At 65.5% G+C, this 25404-nt stretch carries 25 protein-coding genes; 4 read left to right on the forward strand and 21 right to left on the reverse strand.

What is annotated here, in order from left to right; genetic code table 11:
- Positions 1-27: 27 nt before the first annotated feature.
- Genes AB5Y98_RS05315 through AB5Y98_RS05325 form a run of 3 tightly spaced genes read left to right on the forward strand, consistent with a single transcriptional unit; the run spans position 28 to position 4326 of the window.
- Positions 28-1818 carry an assimilatory sulfite reductase (NADPH) flavoprotein subunit gene (locus tag AB5Y98_RS05315; RefSeq protein ID WP_368231498.1) on the forward strand — a complete coding sequence of 597 codons (1791 nt, stop codon included), beginning with the start codon at positions 28-30 and terminating at the stop codon, positions 1816-1818.
- A complete protein-coding gene (cysI, locus tag AB5Y98_RS05320) occupies positions 1818-3530 on the forward strand; it encodes an assimilatory sulfite reductase (NADPH) hemoprotein subunit (RefSeq protein WP_368231470.1) in 1713 nt (570 codons plus the stop codon). Before AB5Y98_RS05315 ends, cysI begins: the two co-directional genes overlap by 1 nt.
- Positions 3520-4326, forward strand: coding sequence for a phosphoadenylyl-sulfate reductase (locus tag AB5Y98_RS05325; RefSeq protein WP_017766718.1), 807 nt, complete (start codon positions 3520-3522; stop codon positions 4324-4326). The genes cysI and AB5Y98_RS05325 overlap by 11 nt, the downstream gene beginning before the upstream one ends.
- A 92-nt stretch (positions 4327-4418) precedes the next feature.
- Here AB5Y98_RS05325 and proX read toward each other — a convergent pair whose 3' ends face one another.
- From proX to AB5Y98_RS05360, 7 genes are all read right to left on the reverse strand, one after another.
- The gene (gene proX, locus AB5Y98_RS05330; RefSeq protein WP_208200749.1) at positions 4419-5420 is read right to left on the reverse strand and encodes a glycine betaine/L-proline ABC transporter substrate-binding protein ProX; all 1002 of its coding nucleotides are present in this window, start codon (positions 5418-5420) and stop codon (positions 4419-4421) included.
- Positions 5417-6571, reverse strand: coding sequence for a glycine betaine/L-proline ABC transporter permease ProW (proW, locus tag AB5Y98_RS05335; RefSeq protein ID WP_368231471.1), 1155 nt, complete (start codon positions 6569-6571; stop codon positions 5417-5419). The genes proX and proW overlap by 4 nt, the downstream gene beginning before the upstream one ends.
- Positions 6568-7764 (reverse strand): glycine betaine/L-proline ABC transporter ATP-binding protein ProV, encoded by a 1197-nt coding sequence (gene proV / locus AB5Y98_RS05340; RefSeq protein WP_368231472.1) that lies wholly within the window; start codon positions 7762-7764, stop codon positions 6568-6570. The genes proW and proV overlap by 4 nt, the downstream gene beginning before the upstream one ends.
- A 514-nt stretch (positions 7765-8278) precedes the next feature.
- Positions 8279-8770 (reverse strand): type 3 dihydrofolate reductase, encoded by a 492-nt coding sequence (folA, locus tag AB5Y98_RS05345; RefSeq protein ID WP_005297958.1) that lies wholly within the window; start codon positions 8768-8770, stop codon positions 8279-8281.
- 24 nt (positions 8771-8794) lie between these two features.
- A complete protein-coding gene (locus AB5Y98_RS05350; protein ID WP_017788380.1) occupies positions 8795-9262 on the reverse strand; it encodes a threonine/serine exporter family protein in 468 nt (155 codons plus the stop codon).
- A 118-nt stretch (positions 9263-9380) separates the two neighbouring features.
- Positions 9381-10178, reverse strand: coding sequence for a threonine/serine exporter family protein (locus tag AB5Y98_RS05355; RefSeq protein ID WP_005297956.1), 798 nt, complete (start codon positions 10176-10178; stop codon positions 9381-9383).
- Between the two features lie 234 nt (positions 10179-10412).
- A complete protein-coding gene (locus AB5Y98_RS05360) occupies positions 10413-10754 on the reverse strand; it encodes a DUF3135 domain-containing protein (RefSeq protein ID WP_005297955.1) in 342 nt (113 codons plus the stop codon).
- A gap of 399 nt (positions 10755-11153) precedes the next feature.
- On the opposite strand from AB5Y98_RS05360, the gene mog reads away from it, so the two are divergent.
- Positions 11154-11684 carry a molybdopterin adenylyltransferase gene (gene mog, locus AB5Y98_RS05365; protein ID WP_139398161.1) on the forward strand — a complete coding sequence of 177 codons (531 nt, stop codon included), beginning with the start codon at positions 11154-11156 and terminating at the stop codon, positions 11682-11684.
- A gap of 39 nt (positions 11685-11723) precedes the next feature.
- Here the strand turns inward: mog and AB5Y98_RS05370 are convergent, their stop codons facing one another.
- From AB5Y98_RS05370 to AB5Y98_RS05435, 14 genes are all read right to left on the reverse strand, one after another.
- A complete protein-coding gene (locus AB5Y98_RS05370; RefSeq protein WP_017766388.1) occupies positions 11724-12062 on the reverse strand; it encodes a DUF2541 family protein in 339 nt (112 codons plus the stop codon).
- A 165-nt stretch (positions 12063-12227) separates the two neighbouring features.
- The gene (locus tag AB5Y98_RS05375; protein ID WP_005297952.1) at positions 12228-13454 is read right to left on the reverse strand and encodes a beta-ketoacyl-ACP synthase; all 1227 of its coding nucleotides are present in this window, start codon (positions 13452-13454) and stop codon (positions 12228-12230) included.
- A complete protein-coding gene (locus tag AB5Y98_RS05380; protein WP_005297950.1) occupies positions 13451-14176 on the reverse strand; it encodes a 3-ketoacyl-ACP reductase FabG2 in 726 nt (241 codons plus the stop codon). Before AB5Y98_RS05380 ends, AB5Y98_RS05375 begins: the two co-directional genes overlap by 4 nt.
- A 9-nt stretch (positions 14177-14185) precedes the next feature.
- A complete protein-coding gene (locus AB5Y98_RS05385; RefSeq protein ID WP_139398162.1) occupies positions 14186-14647 on the reverse strand; it encodes a hotdog family protein in 462 nt (153 codons plus the stop codon).
- Positions 14640-15824 (reverse strand): beta-ketoacyl-[acyl-carrier-protein] synthase family protein, encoded by a 1185-nt coding sequence (locus tag AB5Y98_RS05390; protein ID WP_368231473.1) that lies wholly within the window; start codon positions 15822-15824, stop codon positions 14640-14642. Before AB5Y98_RS05390 ends, AB5Y98_RS05385 begins: the two co-directional genes overlap by 8 nt.
- The gene (locus AB5Y98_RS05395) at positions 15821-16378 is read right to left on the reverse strand and encodes a DUF3261 domain-containing protein (protein WP_201891721.1); all 558 of its coding nucleotides are present in this window, start codon (positions 16376-16378) and stop codon (positions 15821-15823) included. The genes AB5Y98_RS05390 and AB5Y98_RS05395 overlap by 4 nt, the downstream gene beginning before the upstream one ends.
- On the reverse strand, positions 16375-18723 hold the full coding sequence (locus AB5Y98_RS05400; protein ID WP_368231474.1) for an MMPL family transporter: 2349 nt from the start codon (positions 18721-18723) through the stop codon (positions 16375-16377). Before AB5Y98_RS05400 ends, AB5Y98_RS05395 begins: the two co-directional genes overlap by 4 nt.
- A 50-nt stretch (positions 18724-18773) precedes the next feature.
- Positions 18774-19388, reverse strand: a complete 615-nt coding sequence (locus AB5Y98_RS05405) for an outer membrane lipoprotein carrier protein LolA (RefSeq protein ID WP_017766382.1) — start codon at positions 19386-19388, stop codon at positions 18774-18776.
- Positions 19385-19810: an acyl-CoA thioesterase gene (locus AB5Y98_RS05410; protein WP_368231475.1), complete on the reverse strand. Its 426-nt coding sequence runs from the start codon at positions 19808-19810 to the stop codon at positions 19385-19387. The genes AB5Y98_RS05405 and AB5Y98_RS05410 overlap by 4 nt, the downstream gene beginning before the upstream one ends.
- 28 nt (positions 19811-19838) lie before the next feature.
- Positions 19839-21401 carry a histidine ammonia-lyase gene (hutH, locus tag AB5Y98_RS05415; RefSeq protein ID WP_368231476.1) on the reverse strand — a complete coding sequence of 521 codons (1563 nt, stop codon included), beginning with the start codon at positions 21399-21401 and terminating at the stop codon, positions 19839-19841.
- Positions 21388-23091: a glycosyltransferase gene (locus tag AB5Y98_RS05420; protein WP_368231477.1), complete on the reverse strand. Its 1704-nt coding sequence runs from the start codon at positions 23089-23091 to the stop codon at positions 21388-21390. Before AB5Y98_RS05420 ends, hutH begins: the two co-directional genes overlap by 14 nt.
- A complete protein-coding gene (locus tag AB5Y98_RS05425; RefSeq protein WP_017788369.1) occupies positions 23088-23444 on the reverse strand; it encodes a hydroxymyristoyl-ACP dehydratase in 357 nt (118 codons plus the stop codon). The genes AB5Y98_RS05420 and AB5Y98_RS05425 overlap by 4 nt, the downstream gene beginning before the upstream one ends.
- A complete protein-coding gene (locus AB5Y98_RS05430; protein WP_368231478.1) occupies positions 23428-24807 on the reverse strand; it encodes an AMP-binding protein in 1380 nt (459 codons plus the stop codon). Before AB5Y98_RS05430 ends, AB5Y98_RS05425 begins: the two co-directional genes overlap by 17 nt.
- On the reverse strand, positions 24804-25391 hold the full coding sequence (locus tag AB5Y98_RS05435; protein ID WP_368231479.1) for a hypothetical protein: 588 nt from the start codon (positions 25389-25391) through the stop codon (positions 24804-24806). The genes AB5Y98_RS05430 and AB5Y98_RS05435 overlap by 4 nt, the downstream gene beginning before the upstream one ends.
- Between the last annotated feature and the right edge of the window lie 13 nt (positions 25392-25404).

Here is a 25404-nt window from a genome sequence, read left to right on the forward strand (position 1 = left end):
AAAATCAGACCATGGAAGACGTGTGTGATGCAATTGAAGGACTCCCTGACCAACCTGACTCCCCTCTCTGACGAGCAGCAGCGACAGCTGAGCCAGGCGCTATCGACCCTCAATACCCAGCAACTGGCCTGGGTGAGCGGTTATCTCTACGGTCTCTCCCAAGCAGGCAGCCAGCCTGCCGTGACCGGTGCAGCCGCCGCCGCCCCCAGCGGCAGCCTGACCATTCTCTACGGCTCCCAGACCGGCAACGCCAAGGGCGTGGCCAGCGCCATCAAGGCGCAGGCCGAAGCCCGTGGCCTGCCGGTGACCCTCACCTCCATGGCGGACTACAAACCCAAGCAGCTCAAGAAAGAGACCCATCTGCTGGTGATAGTAAGCACTTACGGGGAGGGTGAACCACCGGAGAGCGCGGTCGATCTGTACGAGCAGCTCAAGAAGGGCAAGGTTGGCAAGCTGGAAGGGCTCAAGTTCGCCGTGCTGGGGCTGGGTGACAGCTCCTATGAGTTCTTCTGCCAGACCGGCAAGGACTTTGACAGCCTGCTGACCAAGGCCGGCGCCGATCGGGTGCATGAACTCGCCAGCCTGGACGTGGATTATCAGGATGCCGCCAAGGCATGGGGCGAACAGGCGCTCAACGCCATCGCCGCCACCCTCTCTGCCGGCCCCGCCGGCAGCAGCGTAGCCAGCTCGGTACAGCAGGCTGTCAGCCACAGCCAGTACAGCAAGGAGAACCCCTTCCCGGCCAGGCTCTCGGTCAACCAGAAGATCACCGGCCGCGATTCGACCAAGGATATCCGCCACATCGAGATCAGCCTCGAAGAGTCCGGCATCCGCTACCAGCCGGGGGATGCGCTGGGCATCTGGTTTGACAACGATACCGACCTGGTCGGTGAGGTCTTGGCGCTGGCTCATCTTTCTGGCGACGAGGCCACCGCTCGCGGCAGCCTGCGCGAGGTGCTCAGCCACGAGCTGGAGCTGACCCGCTTGCACGGCGGCTTTATCACCGGCTTGGCAGAGATCTCGGACAACGCGGCGCTCAAAGATCTGGCCGGTGACAAGGCCCAGGTCAACGCGCTGGTGGCCAGCGCCCAGGTGGTGGATGTGCTCAAGCGCTTCCCGACCGCGCTCGCCGCCGAACAGCTGATCGGCCTGCTGCGCCCGCTCACCCCGCGCCTCTACTCCATCGCCTCCAGCCAGAGCGAGGTGGAGGAAGAGGTGCACCTGACCGTCGGGGTAGTGCGCTACCCGCAGGAAGATGGCACAGTGCGCAGCGGCGCCGCCTCCTCCTACCTGGCGGACCGCCTGCCGGAAGATGCCGAGGTGCGGGTATTCGTGGAGCACAACGACAACTTCCGCTTGCCTGCTAACCCCGATACCCCCGTCATCATGGTGGGCCCGGGCACCGGCATCGCCCCCTTCCGGGCCTTCTTGCAGGAGCGGGAAGCGCAAGGGGCGGAGGGAAAGAACTGGCTCTTCTTCGGCAATCCGCACTTTACCCAGGATTTCCTCTATCAGGTGGAGTGGCAGCGCTATGTGAAATCCGGCCTGCTGTCGAAGATCTCACTGGCCTTCAGCCGGGATCAGGCCAACAAGATTTATGTGCAGGACCGCCTGCGCGAGGCAGGGCTCGAGCTCTACCAGTGGCTGGAAGCAGGCGCTCACTTCTATGTGTGCGGCGACGCCAACCACATGGCGAAGGATGTGCAGGAAGCCCTGCTGGATGTGATTGCCGAACATGGCCAGAAGAGCCGTGAGGAAGCAGAAGAGTATCTGAGCGAATTGCGTCGTGCCAAACGTTATCAAAGGGATGTCTATTGATGAGCAAACAAGTTATTCCAGGACCGGTGGAAGGACCGCTGGCCGACAACGAACGTCTGAAACGCGAGAGCAACTTTCTGCGCGGCACCATAGAGCAGGATCTCAAGGACCCGCTCACTGGCGGCTTCAACGGCGACAACTTCCAGCTGATCCGCTTTCACGGCATGTATCAGCAGGATGACCGCGACATTCGCCCCGAGCGCGCAGCCCAGAAGCTGGAGCCACTGCACAACGTCATGCTGCGTGCCCGCCTGCCCGGCGGCATCATCACCCCGGCCCAGTGGCTGGTGATCGACAAGTTCGCCGAGGAACACAGCCTGTACGGCAGCATCCGCCTGACCACCCGCCAGACCTTCCAGTTCCACGGTGTGCTCAAGCGCGACATCAAGCTGATGCACCAGACACTGAACAGCACCGGCATCGACAGCATAGCCACCGCCGGCGACGTGAACCGCAACGTGCTCTGCACCAGCAATCCGGTGGAGTCCGAACTGCACCGGGAGGCCTACGAGTGGGCCAAGAAGATCTCCGAGCACCTGCTGCCCAAGACCCGCGCCTACGTGGAGATCTGGCTGGACGGCGAGAAGCTGGGGGATGACGAGGAGCCGATCCTGGGTTCCAACTATCTGCCGCGCAAATTCAAGACGACCGTGGTGATCCCGCCCCATAACGATGTGGACATCCACGCCAACGATCTCAACTTCGTGGCCATCGCCGAAGGTGGCAAGCTGGTGGGCTTCAACGTGCTGGTGGGCGGGGGGCTGGCCATGACCCACGGCGACACCAGCACCTACCCGCGCAAGGCGAGCGATTTCGGCTTCGTGCCCCTCTCCCACGTGCTGGAGGTGGCGGCCGCCGTGGTCAGCACCCAGCGCGACTGGGGCAACCGGGTCAACCGCAAAAACGCCAAGACCAAGTACACCCTCGAGCGCGTCGGGGTCGAGGCCTTCAAGGCCGAGGTGGAGAACCGCGCCGGCATCCAGTTCGGGCCGGTTCGCCCCTACGAATTCACCAGCCGCGGCGATCGCTTCGGTTGGGTCGAGGGGATCGACGGCAAGCACCACCTGACCCTGTTCATCGAGAACGGCCGCCTGCTGGACTTCCCGGGCAAGCCCCTCAAGACCGGCATGCTGGAGATCGCCAAGGTGCATCAGGGGGATTTTCGCCTGACCGCCAACCAGAACCTCATCATCGCAGGCGTACCTGCCGGCGAGAAGGCCCGCATCGAAGCCCTGGCGCGCCAGTACGGTCTGCTGGATGACGGCGTGAGCGAGCAGCGCAAGCAGTCCATGGCCTGCGTGGCCCTGCCTACCTGCCCGCTGGCGATGGCCGAGGCCGAGCGCATGCTGCCGGCGTTTGTCACCGACATCGAGGGGCTGCTGACCAAGCACGGTCTGGCGGATGACGCCATCATCTTCCGCGTCACCGGCTGCCCCAACGGCTGCGGCCGCGCCATGCTGGCGGAGGTGGGACTGGTGGGCAAGGCGCCGGGGCGCTACAACCTGCACCTGGGTGGCAATCTGGAGGGGACCCGCATCCCGCGCCTCTATCAGGAGAACATCACCGAGCCGCAGATCCTGGCCGAGCTGGACGCCCTGATCGGCCGTTGGGCCAAGGATCGCAACCCAGGCGAGTGCTTCGGCGACTTCGTCATTCGCGCCGGGATCATAGCCCCGGTCATCGACTCCGCGAGGGACTTCTATGCAGCCTGAACAGACTGATACAGCCCGGCTGGCGCGCACCGCCGACGGTCGGCTCGACCTCGACGCCCTGCTAGCCCTAGGCCGGGAGGAGCAGGTCGAGGCGCTGGTTCCCCTCAACCGGGAGCTGGACGCCATGAGCGCCCCCGAGCGGGTGCGCTGGGCCCTGACCAACCTGCCGGGGGAGCATGTGCTGTCGTCGAGCTTCGGCATCCAGGCGGCACTGATGCTGCACCTGGTAAGCCGCGAGCGGGCCGATGTGCCCGTGGTGCTGACCGATACCGGTTATCTCTTCCCCGAGACCTACCGCTTCATCGACGAGCTGACCGAGCGTCTCGCCCTCAACCTCAAGATCTACCGGGCCGCGCTCACCCCGGCCTGGCAGGAGGCCCGCTTCGGCCTCCTGTGGGAGCAGGGAGTGGAGGGGATCACCCGCTACAACCAGCTCAACAAGGTGGAGCCCATGGACCGCGCCCTGAACGAGCTCGGCGCCCGCACCTGGTTCTCTGGCCTGCGCCGTGAGCAGTCAGGCAGCCGGGGCAAGCTGCCGGTGCTGGCCATCCAGCGCGGCCGCTTCAAGTTCCTGCCGGTGATCGACTGGAGCAACAAGGACGTCTTCTACTACTTCAAGGAGTTCGACCTCCCCTACCACCCCCTGTGGGAGCAGGGCTACCTGTCGGTGGGCGATGTGCACACCACCACCAAGTGGGAGCCCGGCATGAGCGAGGAGCAGACCCGCTTCTTCGGCCTCAAGCGCGAGTGCGGCCTGCACGAGGAGAGTGGCGAGAGCGACGGCTCCGGCATCTGAGCCAGACGTTCTCCCCGCACGGCTCCCATAAAAAAACGCCCGGCAACTGCCGGGCGTTTTTCTTTGCGCAAAGAGCGAGCTACCGCCACTCATTACCTGGCGGCGGCGCGCGCCTGGGTCAGCCAGTCGTTCACCAGCGCCTCGTGGCCCTTGAGCCAGGCATCGGCGTGACGCTCCACATCCGCCGGCTTGTTCTGTCCCTTGTTCATCAGGCCGTTCTGCACGTTGATGTCATTGAGCGGCAGCTTGACGATGGAGAAGAGCCTGGCGGCAGCCGGGTTGGCCTCGGCGAACGCCTTGTTGGCGACGATGTGCATGGTGTTGACCGGGAAGCCGTAGTTCTTGCCGTTCGGCAGCCGGGTCTTGGCCGCATCAGGGCCATCGGCGGGCACCTGCAGCCACACCACATCCCGGCCGGGCACCAGCTCGCTGCTGAGCCAGTAGGGGGTCCAGGTGTAGTAGAGCACCGGCTTGCCGCTCTTGAAGCGGGCCTGGGTATCGGCGATCAGCGCCGCATAGTTGCCCTGCTTGTGGGTGACGGTGGGGGTCAGCCCAAACTCGGCCAGATGGCGGTTGATCGCCTCTTCGCAGCCCCAGCCCGGGTTGCAACCGATGAGATCGGCCTTGCCGTCGCCATCGCCGTCAAACAGCGCCGCCAGCTTGGGATCCTTGAGCTGTCCCAGGTTGGTGATGCCATAGCGGGTCGCGGTCTGCTTGTCGATGAGATAACCCTGGGCGGCCCCGGCCACATAGGTCCCCTCACGGAAGAACACCTTGTCACCCCCCGCCTGCTCATATTTGTTGTTCTGCAGCGGTATCCAGTTGAAGGCCAGAAAAGTGCCATCCCCCTGCGCCACCGAGGCGTAGGCCACGTTGTAGTCCACCTCCTGGGCCGGCTGGACGTCATAGCCGAGGCGCGCCATCAGCTTGCTGACCAGCAGGGTCTGAAAGCTCTCCTCCGGCAAGGAGCTCTGCAGGGGCTGAACGCGCACGCCCTCCCCCGGCAGCTCGGTACTGGCCATGGCGAGCGGACCGAACAGCTGGGCGCTCAGCAGCAGGGAGCCCAGGGTCAGCCTTTTGGTGATCAGTCTCATGCATTTACTCCTTTGTAATCGATTGGCTTGTCGCGACCGAGCAGGCGCAGCAGCAGGGCGGCGGGGCCGCGCTGATACCAGCGTCCGGTCCGGCTGCGATCCGGCTGTCCCATCGCCTGGGTGAGGCGGTCGAGCACGATGGCCAGCAGCACTATGCCGAGGCCGCCGATGGAGGCGAGCCCCATGTCGAGCCGGCCGATGCCGCGCAGCACCATCTGGCCGAGGCCCCCTACCGCGATCATGGAGGCGATCACCACCATGGAGAGCGCCAGCATCAGGGTCTGGTTGACCCCGGCCATGATGGTGGGCATGGCGAGCGGCAACTGCACCTTGAACAGCAGTTGGGAGGGGCTGGCACCGAACGAATGGGCCGCCTCCACCAGATCGGCGGGCACCTGGCGGATCCCCAGCATGGTCAGCCGGATCATCGGCGGCAGCGCAAAGATGACGGTCACCACCACCCCGGGCACGTTGCCGATGCCGAACAGCATCACGATGGGGATGAGGTAGACGAACGCCGGGGTGGTCTGCATGGCATCCAGCAACGGCCGGGTCCAGCGTGACAGTCGCTCGCTCCGCGCCAGCAGGATGCCGGCCGGCAACCCGAACAAGACGCAGAAAAAGAGCGAGGTCAGTACCAGCGACAGGGTCACCATGGCATCGGACCAGGCGCCGATAAGGCCCACGATCACCAGCGAGACCAGGGTCCCCAGCGCCATGCGGCCGTTCACCAGTTGCCAGGCGATCAGGGTCAGCAGGCCGATCATCAGGGTGGAGGGCACCGTCTGCAGCAGATGGGTCATGCCATTAAGGGTCAGCTCCACCGGCGCTCGGATCAGCTGGAACAGAGGTCGCAGGTTCTCCACCAGCCAGCCGATCCCCCCTTCCACCCAGCTGTCCAGCGGCACCAGCGCCTGCTGGAAGGGATCCAGCCAGTCGACGGCGGCCGTGGTATCCACCGTCTCGATCTGGTTCTGCCAGTCGGTGGCGGCGGTGGCGGTATCGCTCCAGGGATCGGCCACCTCGGTGGCACTGGAAGCCGTGGCGCCCCAGGGGTCTGCCGCCACCTCATCGGCTCGCAGGGAGGGACTCGCCAGCAGCACCAGGGCCAGCAGCCCGCTCAGTAAAAAATGGGGATTCATCCGCTTCATGCCGGGGTACTCCTGTCCAGGGTGTTCAGCAGGTTGGCCTTGGAGATGAGGCCCAGGTAAGTGCCATCCTCCTCGACCACGGGCACCTGACAGGGGGCGGCAGCCACCTGGCTGATCAGTTCGTTGAGGGCGGTGTCCGCCAGGATGGGCTGGATATCCGCCAGCAGCGCCTGCTCCAGGCTGCCTTTGGCCCTGACCGCCTGATCGAGCGACTCCACCGAGACAACCCCGATGAAGCGACGCCGGCGATCCACCACGTAACCGAACTCCCGCTCCTGCTCCTTGAGCTGGCGCAGGGCGTTGCCCGGCCCGTCGGTTGTGTGCTTCTTGATAAGCGGCATCTGCTTGCGGCTGGCCACGTCGCGAGCGCTGAATACATGGGCCAGATCCACCCCGCGAAAGAAGGCGCGCACATAGTCGTTGGCGGGCTGGTTGAGGATCTCGTCCGGGGTGCCGACCTGCACCAGCTGGCCGTCCTGCATGATGGCGATGCGATCGCCGATGCGCATCGCCTCGTCCAGATCGTGAGAGATGAAGACGATGGTACGCTGCTGGCTGGCCTGCAGCTTGAGCAGCTCATCCTGCATCTCGGTGCGGATCAGTGGATCCAGCGCCGAAAAAGCCTCGTCCATCAGCAGGATGTCAGGGTCGTTGGCAAGGGCACGGGCCAGCCCGACCCGCTGCTTCATGCCGCCGGAGAGCGCATCGGGATAAGCCTCTATCCACTGCCCCAACCCCACCTGCTGCAGCGCCTGGCGGGCGCTCTGCTGACGTTCCGCCAGCGGCACCCCGGCCAGCTCCAGCCCGAAGGCGGTGTTTTCCAGCACGCTCAGGTGCGGCATCAGGGCGAAGGACTGGAATACCATGCTGATCTTCTTGCGGCGCACCTGACGCAGCTCGCTGTCGGAGATGGCGGCGATGTCCTCGCCATCGATCAGCACCTGGCCGCGGGTCGGCTCGATCAGCCGGTTGAAGAGACGCACCAGGGTGGACTTGCCCGAGCCGGAGAGGCCCATCACCACGAAGATCTCCCCTTCGTCGATGGCCAGATTGACATCCTGGACCCCCAGGGTCTGCCCGGTTTTTTGCAGTATGCTGGCGCGGTCATGGCCTTTGGCCAGCAATTTGAACGCTTTTTCCGGCTGATCGCCGAAGATTTTGTAGAGTGATTTGACCTCGAGTTTGACTGTCATATTGTCCTTTTTTCTTGGCCGACGGGCTGCCTGGCAAACCGCCGAACGTGAGCCAATTACTTTTAACACTAAGCAATTAACAACAAAAACAAAAGAATCATAAGAGTCTCAATAAAAGGATTAACTTTTAATTTATTGATTTTTAAAGACTATTTTTAGGCATAAAAATGCATTCAGGTGTAATGAAACCCTGTCATTCCAACCGAACAGATCAATATAATCCCATCAAAATCAACGATTGACAGGTATGTGACGCGAGAAAAGCAGAGCAATAATGGGAGGGAAAAGGAGGGAGCATGTCTCTCATTAGCGGGTCAATGCATTTAGTTACAACACTAACCATAATGTTGTCATTCGCTGCCGCACTTCCACTGTGAAATAGAGGCCTGAGGTGTGGCGTGTCCACGCTATGGCACACCGCAATACCTGGGCATTCAATCCCTGTCCCGGACAGCAAAAAGGCCCCTTGTGCAACACAAGGGGCCTTTCATCAACCGGGGAAATCCGCCAGCCGTCAGCGCCGCTGCCAGGTCTCGAAACGGTAGGGGTGGGGGTTCTTCTCGTCGGGCTGATGTGACTCGCGCTCGATGCAGGACCAGTCGCCCTCGTCGAAGGCCGGGAAACGGGTATCCCCCTCCACCGCCAGATCAATGCGGGTCAGATAGAGTCTGTCGGCCCGTGGCAGCAGCTGGCCGTAGAGATGACCGCCCCCGATCACCATCAGCTCGGTAACATCGCTGCCGGCCAGCAGCGCCAGCGCCGCGTCCACCGAGTCGATGACCTCCACGCCGTCGGCCCGGTAGTCGGGGTTGCGGCTGATCACCAGATTGCGACGGCCAGGCAGCGGCCGCCCGATGGATTCAAAGGTCTTGCGCCCCATCAGCACCGGCTTGCCCAGGGTCACCCGCTTGAAGTGGGCCAGATCCGCCGGCAGATGCCAGGGCATCTGGTTGTCCAGGCCGATCACCCGATCGTGGGCCATGGCGGCAATCATGGAAATCATCATGGGGTCAACCTCTCGAACCGTCGGTCAGATAATGGGGCGGTTACGGTACACGACCAGGGAGGGGATCGCCAAACCGAAACTGAGGGCTCCCACGATAAACAGCGCCTTGAGGCCGTTTTCCACCGCGCTCTGGATAAGCTCCATGGTCACCCCGGAGATATTGAGCTCCACCACCGCGATCATCGCCTTGAAGGCGTAGCTGCCCGGGATCATGGGAATGATGGAGGCGACGCTGAACACCGGGCGCGGCGCCAGCAGCCGGCGCGACCAGTAGACGCAGACAAAGCCGACCGTGGTCGCCGCCGCCAGGGTGGCCCACTCGATGGGCATGCCCTGATGGATCAGCAGAGTGCGCAGGCTGTGAGCCAGGGCGCCGCCCATGGCGCAGTACTTCAACATCCGTGGCGGCACGTTGAACAGCATGGCAAAGCCCACCGCCGGAATGGCCGACCAGAAGGCATCCTTGGCCAGCAGCCAGAGCAGATCCATCATGGCTCCCTCCCCCAGCGTCCTGTCACCGAGATGGCGAGAATGATCCCGATATGGTTCCGCGCGCTGATGGATAGCCGGTTTGCCCCGATCAACAGGGTCGATACAGCGTCAAAGATCTTCATACCTTCCACCCCCAGATACCGGTCACCGACATGGCGAGAATAATCCCTATCGCCGCGCTGATGGTGAGCAGGGTCGCCGTGCCCCAGCGGGCCAGCCCCATGTTGAAGTAACCCTTCACCATGTCGGAGACCGCGTTGATGAGCGGAAAGCCCGGCACCAGCAGCAGTACGCTGGCCGCCATGGCGAGATAGGGCTGGGCCCCCCAGTTGAAGAAGGTCGCGCTGGAGGCGAGCAGGGTGGCGATAAAGCCGGTGGTGGCAAAATTGATGAGGGGGCTGTGGTGATGACGCGCCATCAGCTGGCGTGCCCGCATGGCGACCGAGGCCGAGAAGCAGGTCACCAGGAAGATGGGCCAGTCACCGCCAAACAGCAGACTGAAGGCACCGCAGGAGAGCCCCACCATGGGCACCACCAGCCAGGGGTGATAGTGGAACGGTACTATGGCTTCAAGGCGCTGACGCACTTCCCGCGCGCCGATCAGATCCTTCTCCGCCATGATGCAGATACGCTGGATCTCGCACACCACCTGCATGTTGATGCCGTGCTCGCGCACCCGCCGGGTGGTGGTGACGCAACTGCCCTGATATAGGCTGGTGAGCACGATGGCGCTGGAGGAGATGGCCATCTCGACGCTCTCCAGCCCGAGCGCCATGCCGAGCCGGACCGTGGTCTGCTCTATGATGCGACTCTCGGCGCCGAACTGGGCCAGCATCTGGCCCACCTTGACGATGATCCGGGTGATCTCCGTCTGCTGTTCCCGCGACAGCACCCGCCTTGGTGTGATACTTCTCATAATCCCTTCGAGTCGTAGCAAATTAAAAAAGTGTCGCCATGTTAGCCTAACTATCGGCGCCGTTCATCTACACATATCACGCCAATAAACAAACTCAAATAAAATAAAAAGCGACACAAAAATACATCAAATAGATTACAAATCACCCCAAACTGTTCAACGCCAGTCAGATAGCCTCACCCGGAAACCATAACAATGACGGGAATATATTAAAATGACTCACCCGGAGTAATATTATTTTTTCTTGCGATAATAATCACTGAAATAGAGGATGTTGTTCTCTTTATATTCCGGTAGCGGCTCGACATAATCAGGATTATTGAGCTGAACCATTTCACAGCGCATGGAATAAAAGGAGTCGTGCATCATGGCGGCAATCCGGATGCAGCTGTCCATGTTGTTCTTGGCCAGCTGGCGCTGACAGTCGATGCGAAATTGCAGGCCGCGCAGGCGCATTTGCTGCTGCGGGCTGACCCTGTCTATCAGACCTTCTATCTCTTGCTGAAGCAACTCGTCGAGCCGCTCGGGCTCCGCCACCGCCAGCCGTTTCAAGGTATCAAAATCAGGCAACTCCATATGCCCTCCCGCGGCCAGCCGCTGCATGGTGATACTCAAACAACAACAATCGGTTCATATTTTCACCAATCGCTTCAGGTGTTATATAAGCCGAACCCCGCTGCGGTTCAATCCATGAGACCGGCTTTCCCCTCCAGCTGCGCCAAAAGATGACGACGCAGCGAAAACCCAACCCGGTTATTCGTTATGGATCAAGCGATTATTCCTGAATATCGATGGCGGGTTCGTTTATACATTTTTGGCACGGCAATATGCCGATGTTATGTCTTATTGAAAGGAAGCGGCCAATATAGTTTTCCATTTGACGCTCGCCTTCGCGCCGCGATCTGGCTGGTTTAACATATCTTGCTGATTATGTTATTTTATTTGCCACTTTATCGCGGCAACCAAGAGCAGACCATGAGCAAGGCAAGAATCGGTATCGTCACCGTCAGCGATCGCGCCAGTGCGGGCATCTACGAAGATCTCTCCGGCAAGGCCATCATCGACACCCTGAACGCCTATCTGACCTCGGAATGGGAACCCCTTTATGAGGTGATCCCCGACGAGCAGGAGCAGATCGAGGCAACCCTGATCCGGCTGGCGGACCAGGAGCGGTGCAGCCTCATCGTCACCACAGGTGGCACCGGGCCGGCCAAACGGGACGTCACCCCGGAGGCGACCGAGGCGGTGTGCGATCGCATGATGCCGGGCTTTGGCGAGCTGATGCGGGCCGAATCCCTCAAGTTCGTGCCGACCGCCATCCTGTCGCGCCAGACCGCCGGTCTGCGCGGCAGCTCGCTCATCGTCAACCTGCCGGGCAAGCCCAAGTCCATCCGCGAATGTCTGGATGCGGTCTTCCCCGCCATCCCCTACTGCATCGATCTGATGGAAGGCCCCTATCTCGAGTGCGACGAGACCGTCATCAAGCCGTTCCGTCCGAAGAAATAAGGGCTGACTGGACGGGGGATTTGAACCCCCGTCCAGCGTTTATTTGCGGCCGTACACCTTGACCCCGGCCCGACTCCCTTCCGAATTGCCGTATACCTCGATCCGCTTGATGCAGAGCCGGCTGCCGAGGGATTTCCACTCCGACTCCTGATCCTCTCTCAGATCCTTGCCGAAATAGAGGGTCTTGCTGCGATCATTGCCATAAAACACCTTGACCCGTTCCAGGGTTAATTCCCGCCCAGCCTTGACCATGATGGATTTGGTCGGCCGGCAGGCGAGCATGGGAATGATGGCGGGATGATCGCCGACCCCGAGCAGAATGGTCTTGCCCAGCCGAAATTCATCATCGGCCATGGCCGGGGCGGCCAGCGCCCACAACAAGCTGGATAACAGAACGCCCTGAATGACGCGCAGACGCTTGGCAGAAAAAGAAAAAGCAGATAACACAGACATGATGCCTCCCGAAAAAAAACGGGGGGCATATTAATTCATCAAGGCTAAACCCAGCCTGTACCGGCGCCCTGCCAGGCAGGGCACCGACACTCAGGACCAGCGCTTGAAGATGAGGGAGGTGTTGATGCCGCCAAAGGCGAAGTTGTTGGACATCAGGTACTCCACCGCCAGCGTGCGACCGCTGCCCACCACGTGATCGAGCGGGGCGCAGGCCGGATCCGGCTCGGTCAGGTTGATGGTGGGGGCAAACCACCCCTCCTGCATCATCTCCAGCGCCAGCCAGGCCTCGATGGCGCCGCAGGCCCCCAGGGTATGGCCGAAGTAGCTCTTGAGGGACGAGATGGGGGTGCGGTCGCCGAAGATAGCGGCGGTGGCGTGACTCTCGGCGATGTCGCCGCGCTCGGTGGCGGTGCCGTGGGCGCTGATGTAGCCGATATCCTCAGGCTGGAGCCCGGCCTGGGCCAGCGCCATCTCCATGCAGAGCTGCATGGTCTCCTGCTGGGGCTGGGTCACGTGGGCGGCATCGCAGTTGGTGGCAAAGCCCACCAGCTCGGCGAGGATGGTAGCACCGCGCGCCTGCGCATGTTCCAGCTCCTCCAGCACCAGGGTGCCGGCCCCCTCGCCTATCACCAGCCCGTCCCGCTGCCGGTCGAACGGACGCGGCGCCAGCTCCGGGTTGTCGTTCATCTGGCTGGTGGCAAACAGGGTATCGAATACCACGGCCTCCGACGGGCAGAGCTCCTCCGCCCCACCAGCCACCATCAGGGTCTGGTAGCCGTGCTTGATCGCCTCAAAGGCGTAGCCGATGCCCTGGCTGCCGGAGGTACAAGCGCTGGAGGTGGGAATGACCCGCCCGCGCAGACCGAAGAACAGCCCTGTGTTGACCGCCGCCGTGTGCGGCATCATCTGCACATAGGTGGTGGCCGTGATGCTGGCGGTGCTCTTGTCGTTGAGCATGACCCCGAAGGCGCGGATGGGGTCCGTGCTGCCGGTGGAGGAGCCGTAGGCGATGCCGGTGCGCCCGTCGGTGAGCACCGGGTTGTCCAGCAATCCCGCCTGCGCCAGCGCCAGCTCGGTGGCGACGGTGGCCAGTGCCGAGACCCGCCCCATGGCGCGGGTCTTCTTGCGCGGATAGTGGGCCGGCAGCGTGAAGTCCGGAATGGGGGCCGCCAGCCGGGTGTTGAGACCGTCGTAGATGGCCCACTCCGGCATGTTCACCACCGCATTGCGCCCCGCCTGCAGGCGGGCCCGCACGCTCGGCCAATCCTGCCCGAAGGCGGTCACCCCGGCCATGCCGGTGACTACGACTCGCTTCATACCATGCCTCCGTTGATGGAGATGACCTGGCGCGTGACATAGCCGGCGATGTCGGACATCAGATAGGAGACCAGACCGGCCACCTCGTCAGCCTGCCCCATCCGCTTGAGCGGAATGATCTTCATCGCCTCCGCCTTCACCTCCTCGTCCACCATGCCGGTGTCGATGAGGCCGGGGGCCACGCAGTTGACGGTGATCTTGCGCTTGGCAAGCTCGAGGGCCAGCGCCTTGGTGGCCCCCATGATGCCCGCCTTGGCGGCGCTGTAGTTGACCTGGCCCCGGTTGCCCATCAGCCCGGACACCGAGGAGATGGTCACGATGCGCCCGCCCCGGCGCAGGCCGATCATCGGCATGATGCAGGGCTTGAGCAGGTTGTAGAAGCCGTCCAGGTTGGTGTGCAGCACCCCGTCCCACTCCTCGTCGGTGAGGGCGGGAAAGGCGCCGTCACGGATGATGCCGGCGTTGCAGACCACGCCGTAATAGGCGCCATGCTCGGCCATGTCGGCCTCCAGCCGCGCGCGGCACCCCTCGCGATCGGCAAGGTCGAACTGGAGCAGACGCCCCTGCCCGCCGGCCGCCTGCAGGCTGGCCAGGGTGGCTTCGGCGCCGGCCCGATCGCTGTGGTAGTGCACCACGATGGAAAAACCGTCGGCCGCCAGCTTGAGGGCGATGGCGCGGCCTATCCCCTTGCTGGCGCCCGTGACCAATACGCTAGAGATCATGAAGCTTCCTCAGGCTAACAAATCGGACAATTCGCCGGGGCTCGGCTGATAGGTGGAGAGCCGCGCCTGGGCACACTCCTCCCCCTCCAGCAGGATCCGGCAATCAAAACTGGCCATGCCGCCGTCTTGCAACAGGCAGCACGCCTCTATGGTGAGCAGGCTGCCGGCCGCGAAGACGGGGCGCAGGCAGCGATACTTGCGACTGCCGAGCAGCATGCCGATGCGCACCGGCTCGCCGCGCAGGCGACCCTGCATGCCGGCCCAGGCAGCGATGGTCTGGGCCATCAGCTCGATGCCAACCCAACCCGGCAGGTTGCCCTCGCCATCCAGCAGCAGGGCATGGCGGGCGCCGATACGGGTCTCGCAGCGCGCCTGCTGGGCATCCGCCGCGCAGAGCCGGTCCAGCAGCAGCATGGGGGCCTGGTGGGGCAGCAGGGTCTCGATGGCGGGCAGTGAACCTGGCTCATTCATGGTGAACGCTCCCAAACAGCAGGCTGACATTGTTGCCACCGAAGGCAAAGGAGTTGGAGAGCACCCGGGGCGCAGCCAGTGGCACCTCGCCGCTCACCAGCCGGATGGGGGCCAGCGCCGGATCCGCCGTGGTCACCCGCTGGGGCGGCAGTGGCAGAGCGCGCTCCAGCAGCAGGCAGGCGAGCGCCGCCTCGACGGCTCCCGCCGCCCCCAGGGTGTGACCGGTGAGCGGCTTGGTGGAGCTGCAGGGCACCTCGGCACCAAACAGCCGGTGCACCGCCTGGCTCTCCATGGCGTCGTTGAGGCGGGTGGCGGTGCCGTGCAGGTTGACGTAGCCCACCTGCGCCGGCGTCAGGCCCGCCTGGGCCAGTGCCATGCGCATGGCCGCCTCGGCGCCGACACCGTCGGGATGAGGCGCCGAGATGTGCCAGGCATCGGAGGACTCCCCCGCTCCCAGCAGCGCCAGCGGCGCAGGCGTGCGGCTCAACAGAAACAGCGCCGCCCCCTCGCCGATGTTGATCCCCTGGCGGGTCTCATCGAACGGCTGGCAACGCGCACAGCTGAGGGACTCCAGGCTGTCAAAGCCGTTGAGGGTGAGCCCGCACAGGCTGTCGGCACCGCCCACCAGCACGGCGTCTGCCAGTCCGGCCGCCAGCAGTCGCTGGCCGCTGATGAAGGCGCGCGCGCTGGAGGAGCAGGCGGTGGAAATCGTCCAGGCCGGCCCGGTCAGGCCGAGGTGGCGGGCCAGAAATTCCGACGGCGAGCCCAACTCCTGCTGACGATAGTCAAACTCGGGGGGCACGGCCTCCCCGCGCCGGGCGGCGGCCACCGCCAGCTCGGCCTCGCCGATCCCGGCAGTGCTGGTGCCTAACACCAGGCCGACACGGTCGCAGCCAAAGGTGGCCAGCGCCTGATCGAGGGCGGGCCGGATCTGGGCCAGCGCCGCCAGCAGCAATTGGTTGTTGCGCGAGGCATAGGGGGCCAGCGCCGCCGGGATGGTTGGCAACTCCCCTTCCACCCGCCCCACCGGAGTCAGGCGGCCATCCAGCAGCGGTGCCCGGTGGCGATCCAGCGGGCTGATGCCCTCTCTCTGCCAGGCCAGCAGCGCCTCGGCGCTGGCATCACGCCCCGTCCCCAGCGCCGAGACGAGGCCATAGGCGGCGATATAACAGCTCATTGGCTCAGGGTCTCCAGTTGCAGGCGGTAGTTGAACACGTGTTGCTGCAGGCCGACCGGCTCGCGCACGCCGTCGGCGTCGCGGTAGCGGATTTCGGTCACCAAAGTGCCGTCGGGGGCGCGCAGTCGGCGCAGCAGCCCCTCGTCACGCAGCGTCCAGCCTGGCGGCAGTTGCGGTTGCCAGCTGGCCAGCGGCCAGTAGCAGAGCATCACGTCCGCCAGCACCTGGTTCACCGGTGGCATGCCGCTGGTGAGCAGCGGGCTGAGCTGGCGGGTCTCGATGCCCTGCTGGTCATAGCGCACCAGAAACAGCCGTACCCCGCTCGGGGTCAGCCCTACCAGGGTCAGCTGGTGGCCGTCCGCCTCCAGCACCGTCATCAGCTGGTGGTTGCTCTCCCCCACGCTGGCGGTCAGCAGTTGCTGGCGATAGAAGGGGGCGGCCAGCACGGGGGCCGGCAGCGTCATGACGGTCCCCTTGTCGAGATAGGCGGTGGGGGTCGGCTGGCTGCTGCAACCGGTCAGCAGCAGGACGACGAACACGAACAAGGCTTTCATGATGAGGTTGGCTCCCGGCCATGTGGCCCCGGCAACTGCGGTCGCACCCGGTCCAGTACCAGGGGCGAGAGCAGGAAGGCGGTAAAGATACCGCCGCTCAGCACCAGACCAAAGCCCGCGATGGCGGGGGTGTGACTCAGCGCCAGCAGACCGAAGGCCAGCTGGGTGGTGAGGTTGGCCAGCAGGATGGCGAGCAGGGTGGAACTCTGGCGCGCCGCCTCGTTGCCGCTATGGGCGAAGAAGAGGCCGTAGTCGATGCCGATGCCGAAGATGAGGCTGAGCGCCAGCACCCCGAACAGGGTGAGCGGCTGGCCGCAGGCGGCGAGCAGCGCCAGCCCCATGGCCAGCGCAATCAGGTTGACCAGCAGCACCCGGGCCGCTCGCGCCGCCCCCATCCGCCGCCACAGCAGCAGGGCCACCAGCGCGATGGCCACCGACAGCAGCTCCGCCAGCTTGATGCGGTAGTGGGCGAACAGCTGGCTCCACTGGCTGCGCTGATCCTGCCAGTAGACCCCTGGCTCGGCCGCCGCCAGCGCCGTCAGGGCTCCTTCGTCTGCCACCCCCACCAGCGGCACCCAGATGGCGACGCGGCCATCCGCCAGGGCGTGCCACAACAGGCGACTCCCCTCGCTGACCGGGCTGGCCAGCCAGGCGGCCGGGGTCAGCCAGTGTGGCTCGCGCACGGGCGGCTGCAGCGGCAGTCCGGCCGCCTTGAGCCGGCTCACCACCTCTGGCAACAGGGCCCGGATGACGGCGGCATCCTCCTGCTGGCGTGCCAGCGAAGGCAGCCAGCGGGCCAGCGAGACGAACGCCTGCAGCGCACCGCGCTGTTGCAGCTCGGCCAGCCGGCCATCGAGCCGCTCCAGCCGTTGCAGTGCCTGCTCGCCGTCCGCTCCCGTCACCAGCAAGCCCTGCATGCCCCCCTGCTGGCCGGTGAGGGCCTGGATCCGCTGCTCCTGCCCCTGCAGCACCACCGGCAGAGGCTGCAGCCGGCGGATGTCGTCATCCACCTGCAACCGGCTGATGCCGAGGGCCGCCAGCAGCAGGCAGCAGAGCGGCAGACCGATGCGCAGCAGCGGGCGTTGCTGCCAGGCCAGCAGCCAGCCCTGCAACCAGCGCTGGCCCCGCAGCGGCCTTGTCGGCAGCGGGCCGGCCCAGCGCGGAAACAGGCAGAGCACCGTGATGAAGGCACTGAACAGCCCAGCCAGCGCGCACACCGCCAGCTGCTGCAAGCCGGGGAAGGGGGCGAACCAGAGCAGGCCATAGCCGATCAGGGTGGTCAGCACCGCGAGCGACAGGCTCGGCAGCAACTTGAGCCGGGTCTGGTGCGGCGTCTCGTCGTCGCCGTGCAGCCGCCGCTCGCACAAAAAGTGGATGGCGTAGTCGATGGCGATACCGATGAGGCTGCTGCTGATCACCAGGGTGAAAACATGAATCTCGCCGAACAGGATGAGCACTGTGCCGAGCCCCCACATCAGCCCTACGCCGATGGGCAGCAGGGAGAGCAGCAGCGCCCGGGTGGAGCGAAACACGCCCCAGATGAGCAGGATGACCCCGACCATGGAGCCCAGCCCTATGGTGGAGATGTCCTGCTGGGCCAGCTGGCTGGCGTGCTGGCTGTAGAAGAGGGTGCCGCGGCGCAGCAACTCGGCGCCGGGATAGGCCTCGGCGAGGCGCTGCTCGGCCCCGGCCAGTTCGCTCAGCAGCGCCTGGTTGCGCTGGATGTCGAAGGCGGAGAGATCCAGCTCGGCGCGCACCATGTACCAGTCGCGCCCCGCCTTGTCCCGGCTCACCAGCCAGCCCTCCTTGAGCTGCATGGGGCCGCGGGCCTCGGCCAGCACCCCGGCCCGGGTCAGCAGCAGAGGGTCGCTCTGCCACTCGGCGCGGGAGACGCCGCCGAAGGGGGAGTAGATCTGGCCGAGCACCCACTGGCTCCAGCCCTCGGCCCCCCCGGCGAGCCGAGCCCGGCTCGCCGGATCCAGCCGCTGCCAGGCCAGCTCGTGCAGATAGCTCTGCCAGGCAGGGGCCAGCTCGGGCTGATACCCCTTGATGCGGGACAGGGCAGGCAGCTCGCCGAGCTGCTGCGCCCAGAAGGTGGCGGCGGCGCGCCCGTCCTGGCCGGCGGGCAGGCTCAGCAGCCAGATCAGCTGGCGGTCGAGCTGCTGCAGCAGACCCTGCTGCAGGGCCGGGTCCAGATCGCTGCGGGACTCGTGGGGCAGCAGATCCATCAGGCTGGTGTTGATGCGGCTGTGGGGCAGCTGCCAGGCAAGCACCGCTGCCAGCAGCAGGCAAAGCCCGATCCAGAGGGTCCCGAGCCGGCGCCAGGTGGTTTCAGCGTGCAGCAAGGTGGGCTCTCCTCGTCCCGGCGGGAGCGGTTCGCTGGCGCAGCGAGGTACTAGTGGACAGCAAAGCGGGCCTGCTCCTCAGGGGTCAACGGCAGGGGGCGCTCGCGCCAGTCGCTGAAGCGGATGCGGGTGCTGTCACCCTGCTTGTCGGCGATGAGCAGCTGATCCAGCTGCCCCTGCCCGCTCAGGGTGAGGCTGGCGAACACCTTGTCGAGCGGCGCCAGGGTCGGCACCAGCACCAGCTGCCAGCCATCCTCCGTGCTGTGAAAGTCGATGGTGAAGTAGCGGCCCAGGGTCGCCTCGTCCGAGCCGAACAGCGCCAGCAGCATCTGGCTGAACTCCAGCAGCTGGGGGTTGTCGATGACGGTGGCGGGCTGTCCCGCCATCTGCTGCACCATGCGCGTCGGCGTCAGGACCAGGGTCAGCGGAAAGGGCTTCTGCTGCTGCCACCAGAGCCCCAGATCGCGCACCAGCAGCAGCTCGCCGGAGGCCTTGAGCGGCTGGCTCAGCCCCGCCACCTGCTTCTCCTGCTCGAAGCGGGCCTCCTTGGCCTGACTCAGGGCGAGCAACTGCTGCACCTCGGCCCGGCTCAGGGGCGCCGCCTGCAGCGGCCATGTCAGCAGCAGGAGCAGCCCTGCCAGCAGCGGCCCCATCAGCCGGCTCACTGGCTCACCCCCAGCTTGTCCAGCAGCACCTGGGGCGAGGCCAGACACATCTCGCCGCTCGCCTTGCTCACCGCCACCTGAATGCTGTAACCCTTGCTGGTGCGGGTGCCGCTCGCGGCGTCGCTCAGCAGGTAGTCGATCTTCAGGCGGTTCTGGTACTCGGTCAGGGTGGCGCGAACCCGCACCCGCTGGCCAAAGCGCAGCGGTGCCAGATACTTCATCCGGGTGTCTATGATGGGCCAGAGGTAGCCGGAGGCCTCCATCTGCGGGTAGTTGTAATCGATAAGATCGAGCAGGGCACAGCGGGCCAGCTCGATGTAGCGAAAGTAATGGCCGTGCCAGGCGACCGCCATCATGTCCACGTCGTGGAACGGGATGGCCACTTCTATCTCGGTACTGATCTGCCAGGGTTCATTCTGCATGGGTTGTCTCATCAATAGTGACCTTGTCTCAGTCCCGGTGCGACCCATAAAGGGGATAGTGGCGCTGACGAATGCGGGCGATCAGCGCCCTCAGCTCGGGCTCGAGCCCCCGGTCTTCCAGCAGCGGGGCAAACTCGGCCCGCACCTGCGTGACCATGCCTGCCAGCGCCGTGCCGAGCGGGCGGGTGAAGGGGGTGGGCCGGGCGAGGCGCAGCTCCACCCCCTGCACCGCCGCCAGCAGGCAGGCGGCCCCTACCTGCTCGGTCAGGGTCAGCACCCGCAGCGCATCGCGCGCCGCTATGGTGCCCATGCTCACCTTGTCCTGATTGTGGCACTCGGTGGAGCGGGAGAAGACGCTGGCGGGCATGGTCTGCTTGAGCGCCTCCGCGGTCCAGGCCGAGACGCCGATCTGCACCGCCTTGAAGCCGTGGTTGATCATCTGCCGCCCCTGTGGCGCGCCGGAGAGGTTGCTCGGCAGGCCGCCGTTGAACTTGCTGTCCACCAGCTGGGCCAGCTGGCGATCCAGCAGGTCGGCCAGGTTGGCGACGGCCGCCTTCATGCTGTCCATGGCCATGGCGATATGACCGCCGTAGAAATGGCCGCCGTGCATCATGTGCTCCTCCTCCCCGTCGATCAGCGGGTTGTCGTTGGCGCTGTTGAGCTCGTTTTCGATGAGCTGGCGCCACCAGGGCAGACTGTCGGCCACCACCCCGATGACGTGGGGGGCGCAGCGCAACGAGTAGCGGTCCTGCAGCCGATCGCTGTGGCGTGGCAGCTCGCCCGCCACCAGATCCTCTCTCAACCAGGCCGCGACCCCTTGCATGCCGGGGTGCGGCTTGGCGGCAAACAGCCGCTCGTCGAAGTGGAAGGTGTTGCCCCCCATGGCGACGCTCACCAGGGCGGTGATCCGGGTCGCCAGTTGCATCAGGTACTCGGTGCGGGCGTAGGCAAGGCAGGCCAGCGCCGTCATCACCGAGGTGCCGTTCATCAGCGCCAGCCCCTCTTTCGGGCGCAGGGTCAGGGGAGTGATCCCCAGCTCCCGATAGACCTCGGCGGCAGGGCGCAGCACACCATCATGATGGAGCTCGCGCTCCCCCACCAGCACGGCGGCGACGTAGGAGAGCGGGGTGAGATCGCCGCTGGCGCCCACCGATCCCTCTTCCGGAATGCGCGGCACCAGATCCTGCTCCAGCAGCCAGCAGAGCCGCTCGAGCAAGGCCGGGCTGACCCCGGAGACTCCCTGCGCCAGCGAGCAGAGCCGGGTCGCCAGCACGGCGCGGGCGGCATCGAGCTCGAGATCCGCCCCCAGCCCGCAGCCGTGAAAGCGGGTCAGGTGCAGCGGCAGCTCGGCCACCAGCTCGGTCGGTACCGGCCGGGTCACCGAGTCGCCGTAGCCTGTGGTCACCCCGTAGATGACCCCCTCTTCGGCCAGCAGCCGGTCGAGAAAGTCGGCGCCCCGCTGGATGCGGGCCATGAAGGCGGGATCCGGATTCAGTGCGGGGGTGGCGCGCCCTTCGGCCAGCGCCACCACGTCTTCGATGGTCAGCGGCTTCGCGCCGAAGACAACCCTGCTCATCTCACTCTTGTTCATCGGTCAGCTGCCAGAAATCAAAAAAGTTGAACCAGTCCAGCGGGGCGCGCAGGCAGTGGTGCTGCAGGCGATCGGCATAGGCCTGTACCCGGGACGCGAGAATCTGTTGGCGCCCCTGCCGCGGCAGAGGTTGGCCATCGGCAAAGGGCTCGAAATGCACCCGAAAGCGCCCCTGCTCCTTGAGGCCGAACATCAGGTAGACGGGGCAACCCAGCATGCTGCTGAGCACGAAGGGGCCGAGGGGAAACGGTGCCGGCGCGCCGAGGAAATCGGCCCAGATCACCCGCTTCTCCCGGGTCACCGAGGTGCGATCACCGACGATCACCACCCACTCTCCCTGCTCCAGCTTCTCCTTGAGCAGGATGGCGGTGTCGGCCCCCAGCTCCTGCACCTGGATGAGGTTGAGGTGCGAATCCGGGTTGATCTGCTTGAGCAGGGCGTTGAAGCGGGCCGCGTGGCGGGTGAACACCAGCGCATTGATGCGCAGCCCCTGCTTTCGACTGCCAAGGGCCCGGCAGAGCTCGAGATCGCCCAGGTGGGAGCCCAGCAGCAACACTCCCTTGCCACTGTTGATGGCGGCCTGGTAGTGCTCAGCCCCCACCAGTTCAACCTGCTGCTCGGTGATATCGCCACGCCAGCCCGCCAGCTTGTCGAGGGCCGCCTCGCCAAAACGCAGGAAGTGGCGAAAGCTCGATCTCGGCTCGGCGGGCAGCGCAACGCCTTGCGCGCCGGCGAAGGCCTCGAGCCGGGCCAGATAGGCCCGGGATGCCTCCCGCTGGGCACGGCCGGTCAGCCAGAAGTAGCCGATGACCGGATAGAGCAGCAGGGAGAAGCCGCGCCGCCCCAGCAGGCGGTAGCTGGCCAGCATGATCTGCATGCCGAGCAGCGAGCCCCGCTCCGGGGTGCGCGACCAGTGGGTGCGCCGCTCGTGCCACAGCCGGGTCAACCGGGCACCGAGGCGAGCCGGCCAGCGGCAGAGGCGCAGCAGCAGATCCCACAGCAGGCGGCACACCAGCCGGGTGTGCATCCAGGAGATGTCGAGGTTGTCGCGAAAAAGCCGGAAGTGGGAGCGGCCGTCATCGGGATAGATGACCCGGGTCGGCACGAAGCGCATCGGCACCCCGGCCCAGTGCAGGCGCACCATCACCTCGGTGTCAAAATCCATCCGCCGGCCGAGGGCCACCCGCTCCAGCAGGGCGCAGGTGGACGCCAGCGGATAGACGCGAAAGCCACACATGCTGTCCTTGATGGCGAACGACAGCGTCTCTATCCAAACCCAGACATGGGTGATGTAGCGGCCGTAGAGGCGCCCCTTGGGCACGGAGTCGTCGTAGAGCGGGCGACCGGAGACGAGCGCCGCCGGGTGCTGGCGCGCCTCCGCCAGCAGGGCCGGCAGATCCGCCAGATCGTGCTGGCCGTCGGCATCCACCTGCAGGGCGTGGCTGAACCCCAGCTCATGGGCGCGGCGCAGCCCCGTCATCACGGCGCCCCCCTTGCCCTGGTTGTGGGGATGGCGCAGCAGGCTGACCCAGGGGTGCTGGGCGGCCAGCGCATCGAGCGCGGCGGCGACGACGGGCTCGCTGCCATCGTCGACCAGCAGGCAGGGCAGCTTGAATTCGGCCAGCCGCGCCAGTACGGCGGCCAGCGGGGCTGCGTGGTTGTAACAGGGAATAAGAATGCAAGGGTTCATGGGGTCAGCCGCACCCGTCCGCTGCTCGCCGGCTCGTCCCCGAGCTGGTAGCTGAAGAGGAGCTGGCCCTTGTCCGCCTGCCACTGCAGGCTCAGGCTGCACTCGGCCCCGGGGCGCAGCGGGCGCTGGAACTTGAGCTGATCCACCCCGTGAAACGGCAGTGTCAGCTTGAGCCGGCTGGCGGCGTAGTGCATCACCCAGTGGATCTGGGTCACCCCGGGCAGCAGGGGCGCGCCGGGAAAGTGCCCCGCAAACCAGGGCAGTGCGGGATCGAGTCGCAGCCGCAGGCGCACGCCATCGGCCAGCACCTCACAACCCAGCTCGGTTGGCAGCGTGTCAGCGGACAGGCTCATCGAACAGCTCCTTGAGTTGTGACCAGGGGCGCTTGCCCTGGGCGTTGACGGGCATCTGCACCACCCGGCGCACGCTGCGCGGCAGGGCGACCGGCTCGAGCCAGGGGCGCAGCTGCTGGCGCAGGGCCAGCAGGAAGCGCCCCTGACCGAGTTCGTCCCAGCGGGCGGCCCCCAATTCGCTTAGCACCAGCACGGCGCCGAGGATCTGGCGCTGACCCTGCTGCAGCGGCAGCACGGCGGCCGACTCCACCTCTGCCAGAGCCTGCAGGCGCGCCTCCACCTCGTCGAGGGAGATGCGCTTCTCCTCCAGCTTGACGATCCTGTCCTGGCGCCCCAGCAGCTCGAAACCCTCCTCGCGCAGGGCGATGCGATCGGCGCAGGCCAGCCAGCCATCCTCTTCCAGAAAGGGGGAGCGCAGCAGCAGCCCCTGCTCCGGGCCAACCCGTACCTCGATCCCAGGCAGCGCCGTCCAAGGGGTCTGCTCCTGGTGGCGCTGACGCCAGCCAATGCCGCCGGTCTCGCTGCTGCCGAAGATCTCCACCGGCAGCTGACCGAAGAGCGCCCGGGCTTGCCGGGCATCTTCCAGCTGCAGGGGACCGCCGGAGGAGACGATCAACCGGCAGCCGGTGGCGGGCATGGCTGGATCGAGCCGGCTCAGAAACGCCGGCGACGCGATCAAACACCAGGGGGCGCCTTGCGCCGCCAGCTGCTCCGGATAGTCGATGGTGCGGCGATCGAACGGGCGACCGAGGGCCAGCGGCAGCAGGATGCGAAACAGCAGGCCGTAGATGTGCTGGTGGCTGACGCTGGCCAGCACCCGGGCATCGGCCAGTCGCTCGCCCCACAGCGCCATCTGCACCCGCAACTCCGCCTCCAGCTGGGGCCAGGCCTTGGGGATCGCCTTGGGCTCGCCGGTGGAGCCGGAGCTGAACAGGGTGATATCCAGGCGCGCGGGCGCAAGATCACCAAGATCACCGTGTGCGGCGTCCAGCCCCTCGTGGGCATCGGCCAGCGGCAGCCTGAGTTGAGACACGGTGAGCGCTGCGCCCGGCAGCTCGGAGTCGGTGAGCAGGCCGTCAAACTGGCTCTGCAGTTCCTGCAGGCCGGCCAGCCGCTGATGACCCGGCAGAATAGCCTGATAGCCGCCGAGAGCGCAGGCGAGCAACGCTTGCGTGAACAGCAGGCTGTCGTCAAAGCAGAGTGCCCAGCGCGCGCCTGGCCGGCCGGCGCCGTCATGACGGGCCATGGCCCTGGCCAGTTGCAGGCTGGCGCGGCGCAGCTCGGCCAGGGTCACCTCCCCCTGCGGGCCGAAGGCCACCGGCTGGGCACCATCGCGCTGCCAGAGGGTTTGCAGCAGGCTCATGGAGTCAGCCTCTTGAGCAGGCGGCGACGCACCAGATACTCAGCCCCCATCAGGCCGCCCATCAGGAGGTAGCTGACGAGGCCGTTGTAGAGGCTCCAGAGCGCCAGATCCCCGTGCCAGATGGTGAAGGCTGCCAGGGCGCCGTTGATGACGAAGAAGCCGCACCAGACCTGGGTCACCCGCCGGGTGTAGCCGATGGCCGCCGCCGGCAAAGCGGGATCCTGCAAGCGGGCCAGCCGCTCTACCAGGCTCATGGGGCGGGTCAGGCTCCAGCCAAACAGGCACAGCAGGCAGAAGCTCACCGCCAGCGGGTAGTAGAGCAGCCAGTGCCGGGCGCTGAACAGAGCGGAGAGCAGGGTCAGCCCCAGCCCGATGCAGGCCAGCAGGCGCCCCAGCCAGAGCCACTCCGGCAGCGGGCCGAACCGGACTCGCCCCTTGAGCAGGCCGGGCAAGAGTCGCAGCGAGAAGATGAGCAGCAAGCCGAGCAGCAGCGGGGTCTGACCGGCATGGGTCAGCCCCCAGTAAACCGCCAGCGGGTAGAGCAGCAGGGCACCACCGGCCAGCCAGGAGAGCCAGCGCATCATGGCAGGGCAGACA

Origin of the sequence: Aeromonas sp. s3, from assembly GCF_040907805.1 — a bacterium.
Taxonomy (GTDB): domain Bacteria; phylum Pseudomonadota; class Gammaproteobacteria; order Enterobacterales; family Aeromonadaceae; genus Aeromonas; species Aeromonas dhakensis.

Bases quoted from the DNA above. Each gene is read 5' to 3' on its own strand.
- AB5Y98_RS05315 (WP_368231498.1), top strand. From the start codon at position 28: ATGCAATTGAAGGACTCCCTGACCAACCTGACTCCCCTCTCTGACGAG.
- cysI (WP_368231470.1), top strand. From the start codon at position 1,818: ATGAGCAAACAAGTTATTCCAGGACCGGTGGAAGGACCGCTGGCCGAC.
- AB5Y98_RS05325 (WP_017766718.1), top strand. From the start codon at position 3,520: ATGCAGCCTGAACAGACTGATACAGCCCGGCTGGCGCGCACCGCCGAC.
- proX (WP_208200749.1), bottom strand. From the start codon at position 5,420: ATGAGACTGATCACCAAAAGGCTGACCCTGGGCTCCCTGCTGCTGAGC.
- proW (WP_368231471.1), bottom strand. From the start codon at position 6,571: ATGAAGCGGATGAATCCCCATTTTTTACTGAGCGGGCTGCTGGCCCTG.
- proV (WP_368231472.1), bottom strand. From the start codon at position 7,764: ATGACAGTCAAACTCGAGGTCAAATCACTCTACAAAATCTTCGGCGAT.
- folA (WP_005297958.1), bottom strand. From the start codon at position 8,770: ATGATGATTTCCATGATTGCCGCCATGGCCCACGATCGGGTGATCGGC.
- AB5Y98_RS05350 (WP_017788380.1), bottom strand. From the start codon at position 9,262: ATGATGGATCTGCTCTGGCTGCTGGCCAAGGATGCCTTCTGGTCGGCC.
- AB5Y98_RS05355 (WP_005297956.1), bottom strand. From the start codon at position 10,178: ATGAGAAGTATCACACCAAGGCGGGTGCTGTCGCGGGAACAGCAGACG.
- AB5Y98_RS05360 (WP_005297955.1), bottom strand. From the start codon at position 10,754: ATGGAGTTGCCTGATTTTGATACCTTGAAACGGCTGGCGGTGGCGGAG.
- mog (WP_139398161.1), top strand. From the start codon at position 11,154: ATGAGCAAGGCAAGAATCGGTATCGTCACCGTCAGCGATCGCGCCAGT.
- AB5Y98_RS05375 (WP_005297952.1), bottom strand. From the start codon at position 13,454: ATGAAGCGAGTCGTAGTCACCGGCATGGCCGGGGTGACCGCCTTCGGG.
- AB5Y98_RS05380 (WP_005297950.1), bottom strand. From the start codon at position 14,176: ATGATCTCTAGCGTATTGGTCACGGGCGCCAGCAAGGGGATAGGCCGC.
- AB5Y98_RS05385 (WP_139398162.1), bottom strand. From the start codon at position 14,647: ATGAATGAGCCAGGTTCACTGCCCGCCATCGAGACCCTGCTGCCCCAC.
- AB5Y98_RS05390 (WP_368231473.1), bottom strand. From the start codon at position 15,824: ATGAGCTGTTATATCGCCGCCTATGGCCTCGTCTCGGCGCTGGGGACG.
- AB5Y98_RS05395 (WP_201891721.1), bottom strand. From the start codon at position 16,378: ATGAAAGCCTTGTTCGTGTTCGTCGTCCTGCTGCTGACCGGTTGCAGC.
- AB5Y98_RS05410 (WP_368231475.1), bottom strand. From the start codon at position 19,810: ATGCAGAATGAACCCTGGCAGATCAGTACCGAGATAGAAGTGGCCATC.
- hutH (WP_368231476.1), bottom strand. From the start codon at position 21,401: ATGAACAAGAGTGAGATGAGCAGGGTTGTCTTCGGCGCGAAGCCGCTG.
- AB5Y98_RS05420 (WP_368231477.1), bottom strand. From the start codon at position 23,091: ATGAACCCTTGCATTCTTATTCCCTGTTACAACCACGCAGCCCCGCTG.
- AB5Y98_RS05425 (WP_017788369.1), bottom strand. From the start codon at position 23,444: ATGAGCCTGTCCGCTGACACGCTGCCAACCGAGCTGGGTTGTGAGGTG.
- AB5Y98_RS05430 (WP_368231478.1), bottom strand. From the start codon at position 24,807: ATGAGCCTGCTGCAAACCCTCTGGCAGCGCGATGGTGCCCAGCCGGTG.
- AB5Y98_RS05435 (WP_368231479.1), bottom strand. From the start codon at position 25,391: ATGATGCGCTGGCTCTCCTGGCTGGCCGGTGGTGCCCTGCTGCTCTAC.